At 54.7% G+C, this 16884-nt stretch carries 15 protein-coding genes; 6 read left to right on the top strand and 9 right to left on the bottom strand.

Annotation, left to right across the window (positions count from 1 at the left end; translation table 11 throughout):
- The first annotated feature begins 87 nt into the window (after positions 1-87).
- Positions 88-687 (top strand): 5'-deoxynucleotidase, encoded by a 600-nt coding sequence (gene yfbR, locus WFP70_RS10640; RefSeq protein ID WP_034825080.1) that lies wholly within the window; start codon positions 88-90, stop codon positions 685-687.
- A 26-nt stretch (positions 688-713) separates the two neighbouring features.
- On the opposite strand, the gene WFP70_RS10635 is transcribed toward yfbR, so the two are convergent.
- From WFP70_RS10635 to yfbV, 3 genes are all read right to left on the bottom strand, one after another.
- Positions 714-1373, bottom strand: coding sequence for a sugar phosphatase (locus WFP70_RS10635; protein WP_058961295.1), 660 nt, complete (start codon positions 1371-1373; stop codon positions 714-716).
- A 14-nt stretch (positions 1374-1387) separates the two neighbouring features.
- On the bottom strand, positions 1388-1882 hold the full coding sequence (locus tag WFP70_RS10630; RefSeq protein WP_337023304.1) for a YfbU family protein: 495 nt from the start codon (positions 1880-1882) through the stop codon (positions 1388-1390).
- A 151-nt stretch (positions 1883-2033) separates the two neighbouring features.
- Complete coding sequence (gene yfbV / locus WFP70_RS10625; protein ID WP_034825085.1) at positions 2034-2486, bottom strand: terminus macrodomain insulation protein YfbV; 453 nt, start codon at positions 2484-2486, stop codon at positions 2034-2036.
- 339 nt (positions 2487-2825) lie between these two features.
- Here yfbV and ackA point away from each other — a divergent pair, with 339 nt between their 5' ends.
- From ackA to WFP70_RS10610, 3 genes are all read left to right on the top strand, one after another.
- Positions 2826-4028, top strand: a complete 1203-nt coding sequence (ackA, locus tag WFP70_RS10620) for an acetate kinase (protein ID WP_097116577.1) — start codon at positions 2826-2828, stop codon at positions 4026-4028.
- Positions 4029-4101: 73 nt separating this feature from the next.
- Complete coding sequence (pta, locus tag WFP70_RS10615) at positions 4102-6246, top strand: phosphate acetyltransferase (protein WP_337023305.1); 2145 nt, start codon at positions 4102-4104, stop codon at positions 6244-6246.
- Positions 6247-6921: 675 nt separating this feature from the next.
- Positions 6922-8181 carry a 4-aminobutyrate--2-oxoglutarate transaminase gene (locus WFP70_RS10610; RefSeq protein ID WP_337023373.1) on the top strand — a complete coding sequence of 420 codons (1260 nt, stop codon included), beginning with the start codon at positions 6922-6924 and terminating at the stop codon, positions 8179-8181.
- Positions 8182-8227: 46 nt separating this feature from the next.
- Here the strand turns inward: WFP70_RS10610 and yfcD are convergent, their stop codons facing one another.
- Together yfcD and yfcF are read right to left on the bottom strand one after the other, a co-directional pair.
- Positions 8228-8773 carry an NUDIX hydrolase YfcD gene (gene yfcD / locus WFP70_RS10605; protein WP_034825091.1) on the bottom strand — a complete coding sequence of 182 codons (546 nt, stop codon included), beginning with the start codon at positions 8771-8773 and terminating at the stop codon, positions 8228-8230.
- 111 nt (positions 8774-8884) lie between these two features.
- Complete coding sequence (yfcF, locus tag WFP70_RS10600; protein ID WP_337023306.1) at positions 8885-9526, bottom strand: glutathione transferase; 642 nt, start codon at positions 9524-9526, stop codon at positions 8885-8887.
- 202 nt (positions 9527-9728) lie between these two features.
- Here yfcF and WFP70_RS10595 point away from each other — a divergent pair, with 202 nt between their 5' ends.
- A complete protein-coding gene (locus WFP70_RS10595; protein ID WP_337023307.1) occupies positions 9729-10622 on the top strand; it encodes a TIGR01777 family oxidoreductase in 894 nt (297 codons plus the stop codon).
- A gap of 35 nt (positions 10623-10657) precedes the next feature.
- Here the strand turns inward: WFP70_RS10595 and WFP70_RS10590 are convergent, their stop codons facing one another.
- The 3 genes from WFP70_RS10590 to dalD are packed head-to-tail and all read right to left on the bottom strand — an operon-like array spanning position 10658 to position 14826.
- Positions 10658-11938: an MFS transporter gene (locus WFP70_RS10590; RefSeq protein WP_337023308.1), complete on the bottom strand. Its 1281-nt coding sequence runs from the start codon at positions 11936-11938 to the stop codon at positions 10658-10660.
- A 27-nt stretch (positions 11939-11965) separates the two neighbouring features.
- Complete coding sequence (xylB, locus tag WFP70_RS10585; protein ID WP_337023309.1) at positions 11966-13435, bottom strand: xylulokinase; 1470 nt, start codon at positions 13433-13435, stop codon at positions 11966-11968.
- Positions 13436-13437: 2 nt separating this feature from the next.
- Positions 13438-14826 (bottom strand): D-arabinitol 4-dehydrogenase, encoded by a 1389-nt coding sequence (gene dalD / locus WFP70_RS10580; RefSeq protein WP_337023310.1) that lies wholly within the window; start codon positions 14824-14826, stop codon positions 13438-13440.
- A 194-nt stretch (positions 14827-15020) separates the two neighbouring features.
- Here dalD and WFP70_RS10575 point away from each other — a divergent pair, with 194 nt between their 5' ends.
- On the top strand, positions 15021-15968 hold the full coding sequence (locus WFP70_RS10575; RefSeq protein ID WP_160833453.1) for a sugar-binding transcriptional regulator: 948 nt from the start codon (positions 15021-15023) through the stop codon (positions 15966-15968).
- 142 nt (positions 15969-16110) lie between these two features.
- Here WFP70_RS10575 and hisP read toward each other — a convergent pair whose 3' ends face one another.
- Positions 16111-16884: a histidine ABC transporter ATP-binding protein HisP gene (gene hisP / locus WFP70_RS10570; protein ID WP_038645703.1), complete on the bottom strand. Its 774-nt coding sequence runs from the start codon at positions 16882-16884 to the stop codon at positions 16111-16113.

Below are 16884 nucleotides of genomic sequence, written 5' to 3'. Positions count from 1 at the left end.
GTACATGCAACCCGAAGTATGAAGGGTATATACTGTTTTCATCTCGGGGAAGGCACTCCTTCCCCGCCGTGAGAACAGGAACCGTCTATGACCCGTAGCCACTTTTTCGCTCATCTCTCCCGTCTTAAACTGATCAATCGCTGGCCATTGATGCGCAACGTTCGCACCGAAAATGTCTCTGAACACAGTCTTCAGGTGGCGATGGTGGCGCATGCGTTGGCCATCATCAAAAACAAAAAATTTAACGGCAATCTCAATGCAGAGCGTATTGCGATGCTGGCGCTGTATCACGATGCCAGTGAAGTGCTGACCGGTGATTTACCCACGCCGGTGAAGTATTACAACGCGCAAATTGCTCATGAGTACAAAAAGATCGAAAAGATCGCTCAGCAGAAGTTGATCGAGATGTTGCCGCCGGAATTGCAGGATGCCTACCGTCCGTTGATTGACGAGCATTTGCATAGCGAGAGTGAACAAGCGGTGGTGAAGCAGGCTGACGCGCTGTGCGCCTACGTGAAATGTCTGGAAGAGCTGTCAGCAGGAAATAACGAGTTTTTGCTTGCTAAGGCACGTCTGGAGAAAACACTGTCACAGCGTCGTTCCCCTGAAATGGATTACTTTGTAGAGATATTCATTCCAAGCTTTAGCCTGTCGCTGGATGAAATTTCGCAGGATACCCCATTATAAAAAACGGGCCGCTATGGCCCGTTCTGTCAGACGTTGGCAGAAAGCGTAAACATGCCGTTTTCTGTAGGTGAAACCACCAGCGGTTCCAGTGTTTTCACCTGCCAGGTCACTTCATTCAGGCGCGGGGCATCCGTGGGGGCATTAACAGCAACCACTGCACTGCGCGCCTCCAGCCCGGCAATAATGCCGGCGGGCGCATCTTCAACCACAACGCATTCCGCTGCAGGCAGTCCCAGGCGTTCAGCACCCAGCAGATACGGCTCCGGGTTCGGTTTACCCAATTTGATGTTTTCTGCGGTAATGAACACTTCCGGCATCGGTAAACCCGCCGCTTTGTGACGCGCGTGAGCGACCGGGATAGATCCTGAGGTCACTATCGCCCAGGGAATCTGCAGTTCGTTGAGTGTGGCGAGCAATGCCTTTGCCCCCGGAATCGCTTGCACGCCCTGCGTGTCTTCTGCTTCTAAACGCTCAAGCCACATAAACTCCGCCTGAATCGCCTCTTCAGACTGGCCTGCCATAAAATGGCGCAGTGAATTGATCGCTGGCTTACCGTGTATGAAGTTCAGGACTTCTTCCGCCGCAAGACCCTGGCGCTCGCCCCACAATGACCATGCGCGGATCACCGCAGGCAACGAATCCACCAACGTACCGTCCAAATCAAACAGAAAACCCCTGTACTCCACGCGTCGCTCCTTATTCAGGCATTGAGAATCTGCGCGATTTCGTTCGCGCTAAGATGATACTGACGCGGACAAGTGTGCCACACCGCCAGCATACGTTGGTATTTTTCCCACATCGGCGTCTGAGCATTGAAGCCGTGAGTTCCAGAATCAAAATGGGTGTAGCGTCCTTCGACGTTCACCATAAAGCGCACATAGCCGAGATAGCGCGCCTCGGTGGCCGCATCAAAGCCGAGAAACGCCAGACGGCGCTCTTCGATACTATTGCCTTCTTTCAGGTTCGACCAGGAGACATGCAGCGCATGGTGCATTTCCATAATATCGATGAGTTGGCGGCAGGTGGCTTCCGTTAGCTCGCCAAACTCTTTGTCGAGTTCGCGCAGTTGCAGGCCGTAGCCCCGTTCGATGATGGTCTGGTAGCGGCGATAGCGCTCCGCATTTTCCGGCTCAAGCATCGCCATCATTTTGTATTGATTGGAGAGGATCAGTCGTTGTGCATGGGTCATTTCCACGTTTCGCTCCCGGGCCATCACGGCCGCTTAAGATTTAAACAATGGATAAATGATTACACAAGGAAAGCGATGCGTGTTTGCCCGCATCACTTTTCTTTGATTTAAACCCGGTTACTGCACACATTCTCTGGCAGTAAAAGGGGATGATCGATCAAAGATCGTCGAGGAAGGTACGGTCGAGTTGTTTGAAGGCGCGCTTCAGCACATCGGCCAGCGCCTGGTAAGTCGGTTTACCATCAACGGGGGCAATCGCTTGTCCCGCTTCTTCCAGTTTTGCGCGCACTTCGTGGAACCAGTGCAGCAACGTCGGCGGCAATGGCGTGATAGAGCGTTTACCCAGCCACCACAATCCCTGCATCGGCAGACTGCAAGCAAACAGTGCGGTGGCAATCGCCGGTCCCAACTGTCCGCCCATGGCGATTTGCCACGTCAGGGTGAATATCGCCAGCGGGGGCATAAAGCGGATGGCAAAACGCGTTGCCGTCACCACGCGGTTTTCCGGGAACATGGGGGCCAGTCGCTTATCGGCTGGCCAGGTCTTCATGTAACGCTGACCGTTCTGGAATAAACCAAACCAGCCGGGATTGCTTGTGTCATTCGCCATGATAGACCTCAACTAATTCTGCAACGATTAAAATAAAATGATAACTACACAACTTTACGTGACATCCTTCAAAAGATTTTGTCTTTGCGGGTGACAGTGGGTATTCTGACGCCGTTTTAGCAACATTACCGGAAGCTTCAGCTCAATAAAAGAGCGGTTTAGAGCCATGTTTCGCTAAGCAGAATTCAAAAATCTGCGTAAAATTACCGAAATTTTTTTGCATGTCGGTCTCTTTTTGACTACCGCATGATGTTAATCATTAATCTACCAGCATTCATGGGCTACGCTGTTAGTCTGATTGCGTTATTTTTAGCCACTCTTTAATCAATAGGTACTTCCATGTCAACGAAGTTAGTACTGGTTCTGAACTGCGGCAGCTCTTCACTTAAGTTTGCCATCCTCAATCCAGCCACCGGTGACGAATATCTGTCAGGTCTGGCGGAGTGTTTCCATTTACCTGAAGCGCGTATCAAATGGAAACTGGAAGGCAGCAAACAAGAAGCGCCTCTCGGCGCAGGTGCAGCGCACAGTGAAGCGCTGAACTTCATTGTTAAAACTATTCTGGCACAAAAACCAGAGCTTTCGGCACAAATCGCTGCAATCGGCCATCGTATCGTTCACGGCGGCGAGCAGCTGACTCAATCGGTGATCATTGATGAATCGGTGATTCAGGGCATTAAAGATGCTTCCTCTTTTGCTCCGCTGCACAACCCGGCGCATCTGATCGGTATCGACGAAGCACTGAAGAACTTCCCTCATCTGTCAGATAAGAATGTGGCGGTTTTTGATACGGCATTCCATCAGACTATGCCGGAAGAGTCATATCTTTATGCCCTGCCGTACAAACTGTACAAAGAGCACGGCGTTCGTCGCTACGGCGCACACGGCACCAGCCACTACTACGTGACGCAGGAAGCCGCCAAAATGCTGAACAAGCCAGTTAATGAACTGAATATCATTACTTGCCACCTCGGCAACGGCGGTTCAGTCTCTGCAATCCGTAACGGCCAGTGCGTCGATACTTCTATGGGTTTGACGCCGCTGGAAGGTCTGGTGATGGGCACCCGCAGTGGTGATATCGACCCGGCTATCGTGTTCTTTCTGCATGACACCCTCGGTATGAGTGTGGATGCAATCAATAAACTGCTGACCAAAGAGTCTGGTCTGCTGGGTCTGACCGAAGTCACCAGTGACTGCCGCTATGTTGAAGACAACTACGCGACCAAGGAAGATGCCAAGCGTGCGATGGACGTGTTCTGCCATCGTCTGGCGAAATACATCGGCAGCTACACCGCGCTGATGGAAGGTCGTCTGGATGCCGTGGTGTTCACCGGTGGTATCGGTGAGAACGCGGCGATGGTGCGTGAGCTGGCGCTGGCGAAACTGGGTCTGCTGGGCTTTGAAGTGGATCACGAACGTAACCTCGCGGCCCGCTTCGGTAAGTCTGGCTTTATCAACAAAGAGGGCACCCGCCCGGCCGTGGTGATCCCAACCAACGAAGAGTTGGTTATCGCCCAGGACGCCGCGCGTCTGACCGCCTAAATACACTTCTCTCCGTCAGCTCAGGCTGACGGAGTTGTTTTGGCTAGTCTGCAACACCTGAGAGGTTTTTATAGTGTCACGTACAATCATGCTCATCCCTACCGGCACCAGCGTCGGCCTGACCAGCGTCAGCCTCGGCGTGATTCGTGCCATGGAGCGCAAAGGCGTTCGCCTGAGCGTGTTCAAGCCGATTGCCCAGCCACGTGCTGGCGGCGATGCGCCCGATCAGACCACCACCATCATTCGTAAGAACTCCGCAATCCCTGCCGCTGAACCGCTGCAGATGTCACGCGTTGAGTCACTGTTGGGTTCGAACCAGCAAGACGTGTTGATGGAAGAGATCATTGCTAACTACCACGCTAATGCGCAAGACGCAGAAGTGGTGTTGGTTGAAGGACTGGTGCCAACCCGTAAGCATCAGTTTGCCTCTTCACTGAACTATGAAATCGCCAAGACCCTGAATGCGGAAATCGTGTTCGTGACGGCACTGGGCAATGATTCGCCTGCGCAGTTGAAAGAGCGCATTGAATTAACGCAAAGCAGCTTTGGCGGCAGTAAGAACAAAAACATCACCGGCGTGATCATTAATAAACTGAATGCGCCAGTGGATGAGCAGGGTCGTACGCGCCCTGACCTGTCTGAAATTTTCGATGATTCGACGAAAGCAAATATTGCCAATATCGATCCTAAGCAGCTGTTTGCTAACAGCCCATTGCCGATTTTGGGTTGTGTGCCGTGGAGTTTCGATCTGATCGCCACGCGTGCCATCGATATGTGCCGTCATCTGAATGCAGAGATCATTAACGAAGGTGAGATCCAGACCCGCCGCGTGAAATCGGTGACGTTCTGCGCACGTAGCATTCCGCATATGCTGGAGCACTTCCGTCCGGGTTCACTGCTGGTGACATCGGCCGATCGTCCAGACGTGCTGGTTGCAGCTTGTCTCGCCGCCATGAACGGTATTGAGATCGGTGCTGTGTTGCTGACCGGTGGTTATCAGATTGAAGCACCAATTGCGCGTCTGTGCGAGCGTGCCTTCCAGACTGGCCTGCCGGTGTTTATGGTGAAAACCAATACCTGGCAGACCTCACTGAGCCTGCAGAGCTTTAATCTGGAAGTGCCTGCAGATGATACCCAGCGCATTGAGAAGGTGCAGGAGTATGTGGCCAGCTTTATCGATGCCGATTGGGTGGAATCACTCACTGCGACTTCCGAACGTAGCCGTCGTCTGTCTCCACCAGCCTTCCGTTATCAACTGACCGAGCTGGCACGTAAAGCAGGCAAACGCATTGTGCTGCCAGAAGGCGACGAGCCACGTACCGTGAAAGCCGCTGCGATTTGTGCCGAGCGTGGCATTGCATCTTGTGTACTGTTGGGTAACCCGGATGAGATCCAGCGTGTGGCTGCCGCTCAGGGTGTGGTGCTGGGTGAAGGTATTGAGATTGTCGATCCAGAAGTGGTGCGCGAGAATTATGTGCCACGTTTGGTTGAACTGCGTAAGAGCAAGGGCATGACCGAAGTGGTCGCGCAGGAGCAGCTGGAAGATAACGTGATGCTCGGCACCATGATGCTGGAGCGCGGTGAAGTGGACGGTTTGGTGTCAGGTGCTGTTCATACCACCGCCAATACCATTCGTCCGCCGTTGCAGTTGATCAAGACCGCGCCAAACAGTTCACTGGTGTCTTCCGTGTTCTTTATGCTGCTGCCTGAGCAGGTGCTGGTGTACGGTGACTGCGCGATTAACCCGGATCCGAATCCAGAACAGCTGGCAGAGATCGCGATTCAGTCTGCGGATTCCGCCAAAGCCTTTGGTATCGATCCACGCGTGGCGATGATTTCCTACTCAACCGGTAACTCCGGTGCGGGTAGCGACGTTGAGAAGGTACGCGAAGCGACGCGTATCGCGCAGGAGAAACGTCCTGATCTGGTGATCGATGGTCCGTTGCAGTATGACGCTGCGATTATGGAAGATGTCGCGAAGTCGAAAGCACCAAACTCTGCCGTTGCAGGCCGTGCGACCGTGTTTATCTTCCCGGATCTGAACACCGGCAATACCACTTATAAAGCGGTACAGCGTTCGGCAGACCTGATTTCTATCGGGCCGATGTTGCAAGGTATGCGTAAGCCGGTGAACGATTTGTCACGTGGCGCATTGGTGGATGACATTGTTTATACCATCGCACTGACCGCGATTCAGTCACAGCAGGCGGAAGGCTAATTTCTTTTTCTTGCCGCTGAATGTGGAGAGCATGAGGGTTAGACCTTGTGCTCTTTTTTTTGTTTTAAGATTGGTGGGTGGTGAAGGCTGGGTGCAGTTGTTGCTGAGGGGTGGGTGTAGTTGTTGCTGTGGGCTGGGTGCTGTTGTTGCTCTGGGCTGGGTGCAATTGTCGCTGTGGGCTGGGTGCTATTGTTGCTGTGGGCTGGGTGCAATTGTCGCTGAATGCCCGGTGTAAACGACAGGGAAGGCCAGTCCGATCGCGAAGGATTAACGCATCCCTGCAGATCGGCCGCGCCGTCCATGGCGCGGACGCTTCGCTCTTCGCACTGGCCTTCCCTGTCTTTCAAACTTGATCATCGCTTTAGGGGTGCATACCTCTACATTCTTACTGTTTGTCAGGGAGGATTTGTCGTGCGTTCAGTGAGCACTCTTCTTCCCTGCCCTTCAAACTTCATCATCGCTTTAGGGGTGCATACCTCTACATTCTTACTGTTTGTCAGGGGAGAATTTATCGTGCGTTTCAGTGGGCACTCTTCTTCCCTGCCCTTCACACTTCATCATCACTTTTGTGGTGCACACCTCAGCATTCTTACTGTTTGTCAGAGTGGTTCACTGGCAAAAAAACATCCTGACGATCACACTGATCTCAGGCTCCCGTGAATTGCGAGGTGAATGATGAGCAACAGTGATGTGCACCGTCGTCGATTGAAGGCCACGCCGCGCGGTGTGGGTGTGATGTGTGATTTTTATGCGGTGAAGGCGAAAAATGCCACGGTGTGGGATCAGAATGGGCGCGAATACACTGACTTCGCGGCAGGCATTGCGGTGCTGAATACCGGGCATCGTCATCCGAAAGTGATGGCGGCCGTGCAGCAGCAGCTGGATAGCTTTACCCATACCGCGTTTCAGGTTATCCCTTACGAGAATTATATTCATCTCGCTGAGCGGCTTAACCAGCGCGTGCCCATTAGTGGCGAGGTGAAAACCACCTTCTTTTCCAGCGGTGCAGAAGCGGTAGAGAATGCGGTGAAGATTGCCCGCGCGGCGACGGGCCGTCCCGGCATTATTGCGTTCACAGGCGCATTCCACGGGCGCACCCATATGACGATGTCACTGACGGGTAAGGTCGTGCCTTACAAAACCGGCTTTGGGCCGTTTGCCGGTTCGGTATTTCACGCCCTGTATCCTAATGCGCTGCACAACGTGAGCGTACATCAGGCATTAGAGAGTCTGGAAGCGATTTTCCGCAGTGATATCAGCCCACAGCAGGTGGCGTCGATCATTTTCGAACCCGTGCAGGGCGAAGGCGGTTTTTATATTGCGCCACCAGCGTTTGTATCTGCTTTACGTGCCTTATGCGATCGTCACGGCATTTTGTTAATCGCCGATGAGATTCAGAGCGGTTTTGCACGCACCGGCAAGCTGTTCGCCAGTGAGTATTACGATGTGCAGCCAGATTTGATCACCATGGCAAAAAGTCTGGCGGGCGGGTTTCCGTTATCAGCGGTCTCCGGGCGTGCCGAAGTGATGGATGCACCCGAGCCGGGCGGTTTGGGCGGCACCTATGCGGGCAGTCCACCCGCGATAGCGGCAGCACATGCGGTGCTGGATATCATTGAGGAGGAGCAGTTGTGCGCTCGCGCTAACCAACTGGGCGAACAGCTCAGTGCTACCTTGCGCGATGCAGGCTGTCAGTCACTCGCGGAAGTGCGCGGTTACGGTTCGATGATCGCAGCAGAGTTTCAGGATGCTTCAGGCCGTCCATCAGCCGAAATCACCAAAGCGATTCAGTTAAAGGCACTGGCAGCAGGGCTGATTTTGCTGACCTGCGGCGTGCACAGTAATGTGATCCGATTCCTTTACCCGCTGACGATTCCGCAGCCACAGTTTGATAAGGCACTGCAACTGCTCAAAGACATTTTACGTGAGCATTAGAAATAACAAAGGCGCCGTTGGGCGCCTTGTTCGAACGTCGCGGGAATCAGGATTCGCTGCTCTGCTTGCGACGCGCGGCATCGCTGTTGCGGCTCAGCCACAGTGATACGGCTTTGAGCGAGTCGTCGGTGAATTCATCGCAGCGTGCAGTGATCTCTTCTGGCGTCATCCAGAACACTTCATCCACTTCTTCTTCCTGCATGGCGAATGGGCCATGTGACACACAGCTGAACAATCCACCCCAGACGCGGCAGTGCTCATCTTCGAAGTAGAATTTACCATGCTCGGCAAACGGCACTGCGGCGATCCCTAACTCTTCTTCCGCTTCACGGCGGGCAGATTCCAGCATGTCTTCACCACTCTGCACTACGCCACCGGCGGTCGCATCGAGCATACCCGGCATGAAGTCTTTGATTTCAGTACGACGCTGCACCAGAATTTTGCCCATACCATCATGTACCACGATGTAGGTCGCACGATGACGCAAATTCTGCGCACGCATCTGCGCACGGCTGGCCTGCGCAATGACTTCGTTCTCTTCACTAACGATATCAACCCACTCGATACCGCTATCTGCCGTTTGATCCACCATCCGTAACCCTTTTCTGTTTTCGGCGTGCCCAGCACGCGCCTGTTTGCGATGCCTTATTAGAATGAGCGGTAAGGTAAAGCGTTCTTTTCGCCTCCGCAAGGCTCTTCGTGCTTAGCGCGATTTACCCGATTCGGCCAGCCACAATTGCACTGACGCACGTTGCCACTGAAACTCGGCGTAATGCTGCAATTTCACCGGTAACGTGTCGCCATGCAGTGCCAGGCGGTTAATCATCACTGCCAAATCGGTGTCGGTAATCGACCATTCACCAAACAGGTTTTGTTGTCCATCCGGAAGCAGACGCTGAACCGCCGCGATCAATTTGCTTGCCGCCTGCTCGCCTGCCGGGGTTAATGGCGCAAAGCGCTCGCCGGCAAACAGCACTTCCGTCGGACGCTCAGCACGCAGCGCCATTAAATCACTGCGCAACCACGCCTGCACTTCACGCGCGTGCGCACGCTTTTCACGATCGCGTGGATAGAGACGCTCAAATTCAGGGGCCGGAAAACGCTCTTCGAGGTATTCAGCAATCGCTGAAGATTCATTGAGCACCAGATCATCAATCTGCAGCGTAGGTACGCGACACGTCAGCGACAGCGCGCGGTAGTCATCATCAAGCTGGGCGTTTTGCGCCAGGTCCACGCGCTTTAGGGTGAAAGGAATGCCTTTCTCGGTGAGTGCAACGTAGACAGACATGGCGTAAGGGCTGAAAAAGGATGCATCGGACCACAAGGTGATGGATGGATAGTTCATCGGCTGCCTCAATAAGCATCAGGTGTGCTTTCTATTTACCGATTTTTATTTGTTAAGGCAATGGTGTGCTGGTCGGATCTTTGACCTTAAGACCAACACAAACTTTCCCTTTTTCTTCATTAGCGTAAGCGCTGTCACGCTATCCGTGCGCTTCTCTTCTATGATCAGTCTGAGCAGAAAATAAATTACAAGGAGGCTCAGCATGCACCTGCTTATTACCGGTGGCACAGGTTTGATAGGCCGCCATCTGATACCGCGCCTGCTGTTGCTCGGGCATCAGGTGAACGTCGTCACCCGAGATGTCGCGGCGGCACGGGACAAACTGGATCCTCGCGTTTCGCTATGGTCCGGTATCAATCAGCAAACCGATCTCGACAGTATTGATGGCGTGATTAATCTGGCGGGCGAACCGATCGCGGATAAGCGCTGGACCGAACAACAGAAGCAGCGGCTATGTGAAAGTCGCTGGCAAATGACAGAGCAAATCGTTTCACTGATCCATGCCAGCAGCAACCCACCGCATTTTTTAATCTCAGGTTCCGCAACCGGCTTTTATGGTGATACCGGCGATTTGGTATTAACGGAAGACGATCCCGGTCACGATGAGTTCACTCATGCCCTGTGTGCACGTTGGGAACAGCTGGCGCTTAATGCACAGAGCGATCGCACCCGCGTTTGCTTATTACGTACTGGCGTAGTGTTGGCAGAGGAAGGCGGCGCGCTGGCAAAAATGAAGCTGCCGTTCAAACTGGGCGTCGGCGGTCCAATTGGCAGTGGTAAGCAGTATCTGCCGTGGATTCACATTGACGATCTGGTTAACGCGATCATCTGGCTGATCGACAATAACGACCTAAGCGGACCGTTCAATATGGTTGCGCCTTATGCGGTGCGCAATGAGCAGTTCGCCGCCACTCTCGGCCACGTGATGCATCGACCGGCGTTTATGCGCACGCCTGCCAGTGCGATTAAATTGATGATGGGTGAATCCGCGGTATTGGTGCTTGGTGGACAACACGTGTTACCGAAACGGCTGGAGGAGTCGGGTTTTGGCTTCCGTTGGTATGATCTGCAGGAAGCGCTACAGGATGTGGTCTGATAAACAGACGGCGGCCCTGGGCCGCCGTTTTTCCATTAGCTACGCTGCTCCGCGACTCGCGATTTCACCGCCCTCTGCTCTCGGGTATGCCCCGGCTGCGGCACGCGAATAATAAATGTCAGCACGCCCGCAAACACATACAGCGCGGTGTAAGCCCATACCACCCCGACAATATCAAAGAACGGCAACATCACTGAAGCGATGGCTGGTGCCACGAAATTGCTCAGGCCCGCCGACAAGTTGTAGATCGAGACGGCGGCACCTTTGTGATGCGGCTCCAGCGTCGGGAACACCGCCGTCATCGGCACAAACGCCGCCACAAAGATCCCCAGCATCACTGCCGGAATCAGCGCCACCCAGAAGTTGTGACCGGCATACAGCGGCAGGTAGTAAAACATCAGGCTGGAAATCGCCATTCCCAAACAACCGAACCAGCGTACCTGACGGATCCAGCCTAGCTTCTCACCGGTGATGCCCCAGAAGATGTTGGTGAAGATGGTGACGAAGAAGAACACCGCCCAGATCTGCAGCCATTCAGAGATGGTGAAGCCGAGACGATCAACAAACAGCAGTGGCATGATGATGGCAAAACCAAATAGCGACAGCGTGTTGATGATGCGAATCAGGCAGGCATAAAACACGTGCTGATTCGTGAACAGGATGGTCACGGCCCGCGACATCTCGGTCATTTTGTCACGCATCGGCAAATTCACACGTGAGCGATCCACCGGCACGTTGCGCAGACTGAAGTACGCCAGAATTCCACCACAGGCCACCCAGATAATCGCCAGCCACAGCGTCCCGGTTTCCCCCAGCATCGGAATGGTCAGGCTTGGCAAATAGCTGCCGACCACGCCGATGCCGACGGAATACATTGCCCAGAACCAGCCGGTTGCTGCTGCCAGTTTCTCACGTGGCAAGACCTGCACCAGCATCATCATGAACGAGTAGATAAACAGCGGATAAGCCAGCCCGCGGATGCCGTAGAACAGCACCATCAGCGGATAGTTGCGCAGACCAAGCCCCAGCGACATAAACAGCGCATGCATCACGATCCACAGCACAAAGCCAATCATCATCGCGCGCTGCGGGGTGATCAGCTCAGCCACCACGCCCGACGCCCAGGCCGCCAGCGCCGCCGCTAAACCATAGAAAGTAAACACCACCGCAGATTGCGCAGGTGTAAAGCCCATGTCGGTGATATGGCGCGACAGAAACGCCATTTCAAAGCCATCACCCGCCATGAAAATCGCGATAGCGAGGAAGCCCCAGAACATCTTTTTCGGTAAGCCAAACCAGTATTCGTTCGATTGCATCACCATCACCTTCTGTTTGGTAAGCCGTTATGCAGGCAGCAAGCTGCGCACCTGTTGTTGTTGGATGTAGAGTTCGCGGAACAGACGCAGCCGCTTTTGCAGCACCGCACCGCGCGTCACGTCCGGTTGGTAGCGCGCCTGTATCGCCGGTTTCAGACACACCTCATTCTCAAGACCGCCATCCGCCAGCCACGCTAAACGCGCGGCGCCCAGTGCACCGGATGCGCTGGCCGGGTGGGTGACGATAGGCAGTTGCAGCACATCGGCAATTAGCTGTGCCCACAGCGTGCTACGCGCACCACCGCCGGTCAGGCTGCATTGCTGAATGTGATGCTGAGCGTCACCGAGCACGGCTAACCCATCCGCCAGCCCAAATGCCACACCTTCGATCACCGCATAGCCCAGCAAGGCACGCGGCGTTTCATGGCGTAGATTGAAGAAAGAACCGGAGGCGTCAGGATCGTTATGCGGTGTACGCTCGCCTGACAGATAAGGCAGGAAAACCGGTGCGCGGCGCAGTTGTTCATCACTGAGCTGTGCCATCTCCTCCATCAGTTGGCTTTCGCTTACCGACAGCAGATTGCACAGCCAGCGCAGACAACTGGCGGCGCTGAGCATCACACTCATCTGATGCCAGCGGCCCGGTAACGCATGGCAGAATGCATGCACCCCAGATTGAGGATCGGCCTGTAAGCGATCGTTCACCACGAAGATCACGCCGGACGTGCCCAATGAGATAAAGGCATCACCGGGATTGACCGCACCCACACCGACCGCTGAAGCGGCATTGTCACCACCACCACCGGCCACCGTCACCGAAGTGGATAAGCCCCACTCGCTCGCGAGTGCCGCTTGCAAGCGGCCACTCACCGCGCTGCCTTCTACCAGCTCAGGCATCTGCGCGCGCGTCAGGCCCGTTATTCCCAGCAGTTCATCAGACCAATCACGCTGCGCCACATCCAGCCACAACGTGCCGGCAGCATCGGAAGGTTCACTGACAAAGCGCCCGGTAAGACGCCAGCGCAGGTAATCTTTTGGCAGCAAAACCTTATCGATGCGGCTGAAGATTGCTGGCTCATGCTCAGCCACCCAGCGCAGTTTCGGCGCAGTGAAGCCGGGCATGATCATGTTGCCGCTGATCGCCATCATCTGCGGATAGCATTTACGCAGCACATCACACTGCGGCGCACTGCGCGTGTCGTTCCACAAGATGCATGGACGCAACACCTTGCCGTCCGCATCCAGCAGTACAGCGCCATGCATCTGACCGGATAAGCCGATGGCACGGATCGCGGCCCACGCATCAGGGGATTGATGACGTAATCCCGCCAGCACTTCAGTGCAGGCTTGCCACCAGCGTTCGGGATCCTGTTCTGCCCATTGGGGATGTGGGCGCTGCACAGCTAGCGTGGCGTGCTGAGACGCCACAATCTCGCCGTGTGTATTAACGATCAGCGCTTTAAGTTCTGAGGTGCCGATATCGATGCCGAGATACATGATTACACCGCCGCCAGTTCTGGCTGTTTGAGCCACTGCTGCAAACTTTCAACACGACGGGTCACCAGCGCGTGAAACGCCTTATCGTTGGCCAGTTCCGCAAACAGCGCGCTGTCACTCAGGAAGGCCTTCAGCGGATCGGCACTGGCGAACTGGTTACGCAGCGCATCGGCCTGTAGCGCACCATCCTGATAGGAATACGGCAGATCGTCATTGGCCCAGCGCTGCATGAACAGGAAGAACAGTGCCGGAATCACCGCTGTTGCACTGGGCTGCGCACCGTGCTGGTAGCACTCTTGCAGGGTTGGCGTCACCATGCCGGGAATTTTGGACAGGCCATCAGCGCCCACGCGCTGGTTGGTGTCTTTGATGTATGGATTGCTAAAGCGGGCCAGCACCACGTCGCGGTAATCGGCTAAATCAAGCGGGCTGGGCGACAGAGAGGGAATGACATCCTGGGTGACATAGTCGTGCGCCAGTTGATAAATCGCCGGATGACGCGTGCTGTCATCGATATAGTTCAGACCAATCAGCGTGCCCGCCCAGGCAATCGCGGCATGTGTCGCATTGAGGATGCGGATTTTCGCATCTTCCCACGGCAGCACCGATTCGACCAGCTCAACGCCGACTTTTTCCAGCGCGGGGCGACCGGCAATAAAGTCATCCTCAATCACCCACTGAATAAAGGATTCCGCCATCACCGCTGCCCCATCCTGTTTGCCGGTTGCGGCTTGCACGCGCTCCGCCACATCCGGCGTAGGGCGCGGTGTGATGCGATCGACCATGGTATTCGGTGAAGTGGTCTGCGTGCGCACCCAATCTGCCAGCGCGGTATCGCCTTTGGCGGCAAGGAAGGCGAGGAACCCCTCACGGAAACGCTCGCCGTTATGGCGCAGGTTGTCACAGTTCAGCAGTGTGACCGGCGCGCCACCTTGTGCAACACGCGCTGTCAGGATGCGGCTGAGTGCGCCATAAATAGTGCGGATGTCGCCACCCAGATCGGCCTTCACGTCTGCCTGATTGAGATCCAATTTAAATTCAGGTGTCAGGTAGTAGCCCGCTTCAGTCACGGTAAAGCCAATTACACGGGTTTGCGGATTGGCCCCCTGCTCAACCAGCGCGCTAATTTCACTGTCCCACGGCAAGATTTTGCGCAGCGAGGTGATGGTTTCGTAATCGCGCTCACCTTCTGGCGTCACGGTTTCCAGCACATATTCGCCATTCTGCGCCGCGAGCTGATTGAGCAACGGCACCGCGTCATTGCGAATATTGCCGAGCGCGATGCTCCAGCTTTCGTCCCCCTGCTCGCGCAGTTTATGCAGATACCACGCCTGATGTGCCCGATGGAAAGATCCCGCGCCGATGTGCATCCACACTGATTGATTGGTCATAATCGCCTCAATTAAACATTTGCCACAAGACAGGGCATTTGCCCGATGACAGGTAGCATAGTGTGCGTGGCGAGGATCGTTCTGCGAGCCTTATCACAAATAATACATTTGCTCTTTTTTAGGGCTTTTGCTCAGTTAGTGCTTTTCGTAAAACACGCGCTAAGATGTCGCATCAGTTTTGACGGAACAGCGTGATGAGCAGAGAAGAGAAAAAGCAGGAGCTGGCCGCACGTGCCGCGTGGATGTACTACGTTGCAGGCGTCACGCAGCAAGAGATTGCGCAGGCATTGGGATTGTCACGCCAGGTGGCGCAGCGTCTGGTCTCCAGCGCACGCGAGATGGGCATGGTGAGCGTAAAAATCGATCATCCCGTCACCCACTGTTTGCAGCTGGCGCGCGAGGTGCAGGAGAAATTTGGTCTGGATCTGTGCCGCGTGGTGCCATCGGCCAATCTGAATGATGACGCCATTCAACAAATGCTGGCGGTGGAAGGCGCGGCGGTGATGTCACAGTTCATCAATGAGGAAACGCCGCAGGTGTTTGGCATTGGTTCGGGCAAGACTCTACGCTCAATGATCGATGCATTGCCGTGGGTGGATCGTCCGCAGCATCAGTGCGTTTCGATGATTGGGGCGATTGCACGCGATGATTCCGGTACACGCTACGATGTGCCGTTGAAAATGGCCGAAAAGATGCAGGGCAAATATTTCTTCATTCCTGCGCCGCTGTACGCCGACACACCACAAGATAAAGCGATGTGGGTGCAGCATCAGGTGTATCAGCGCGTCACCGATCGCGCATTGCAGGCGGACGTGGCTTTTGTGGGGATTGGGGAAGTGATGCCGGGTTGTCCGTTAAATGCCGAAGGATTTATCACCGATGCACAGGTTGAGGCACTGAATGCACGCGGCGTGGTGGGCGAAATGCTCGGTCACTTTTTCAATCAGCAAGGTGAGCGCGTGTGGGGCGAAACCGATGAGCTACTGACCAGCGTATTGCTGGAGAGCCAGACACAGCGCAAGATTATTGGTTTTTCCGGCAGCGAGCGTAAGTACCCGGCGATTCGGGCTGCCTTGCAGGGCGGCTGGGTATCGGGACTGGTAACCGATGAAGATACGGCGTTGAGGTTACTGCGGGAGTGAGTTTTCAGCGCCTGCTCAGGAAGCGGGGGGCAGATCGTAAAGACGGCATAAACCATCCCTGGGCCTCAGCCCGCGCCATCCCTGGCGCGGGATGCTTTACTCCTCTGCCCCCGCTTCCATCGCCTTAACCATCGTGCAAAATTTACTTCAGCGATCCTGACAGGAACTGCTGCAAACGTGGGCTTTTCGGGTTGCCGAAAAGCTCATCTGGCGAGCCCTGCTCTTCAATCTTGCCCTGATGCAGGAAAATCACGTGATTGGAAACATGACGAGCAAACTCCATCTCATGCGTCACCACCACCATGGTTTTACCCTCTTCAGCCAGTTTCTGCATGATGCGCAGCACTTCGCCGACTAACTCGGGATCGAGCGCAGAAGTCGGTTCATCAAATAACAGCACTTCCGGCTCCATCGCCAGGGCGCGGGCAATGGACACACGCTGCTGCTGACCGCCTGAAAGATGCACCGGATATTTAGCACGCGCACGCTCATCAATGCCGACTTTATCCAGATATTTAATCGCACGCTCACGCGCTTCGGCTTTGCTCAGCCCCAGCACCTGGATTGGCGCTTCGGTGACGTTATCCAGCACCGTCATATGGCTCCACAAATTAAAGTGCTGGAACACCATAGTCAGACGAGTGCGCAGTGAACGCAGCTGCTCTTTGTTGGACACTTTCAGCTGTCCATCGGTATCGCGCACCAGATTGATTTGCTCGTTGTTAACCGAAATGGTGCCTTCGCTCGGCTTTTCGAGGAAGTTAATGCAGCGTAAGAAGGTACTTTTCCCGGAACCGGACGAGCCAATAATGCTGATCACATCGCCGGCGTTCGCCTGCAGTGATACGCCTTTCAAAACTTCATGTTCACCGTAACGCTTGTGCAGTTCGGTAACGCTTAATTTGTTGTCAGCCAT

It is taken from the genome of Pantoea sp. USMM079 (genome assembly GCF_037153115.1).
Classification (GTDB): Bacteria; Pseudomonadota; Gammaproteobacteria; order Enterobacterales; family Enterobacteriaceae; genus Pantoea; species Pantoea communis.
This window is presented reverse-complemented; position numbering and strand designations above follow the sequence as displayed.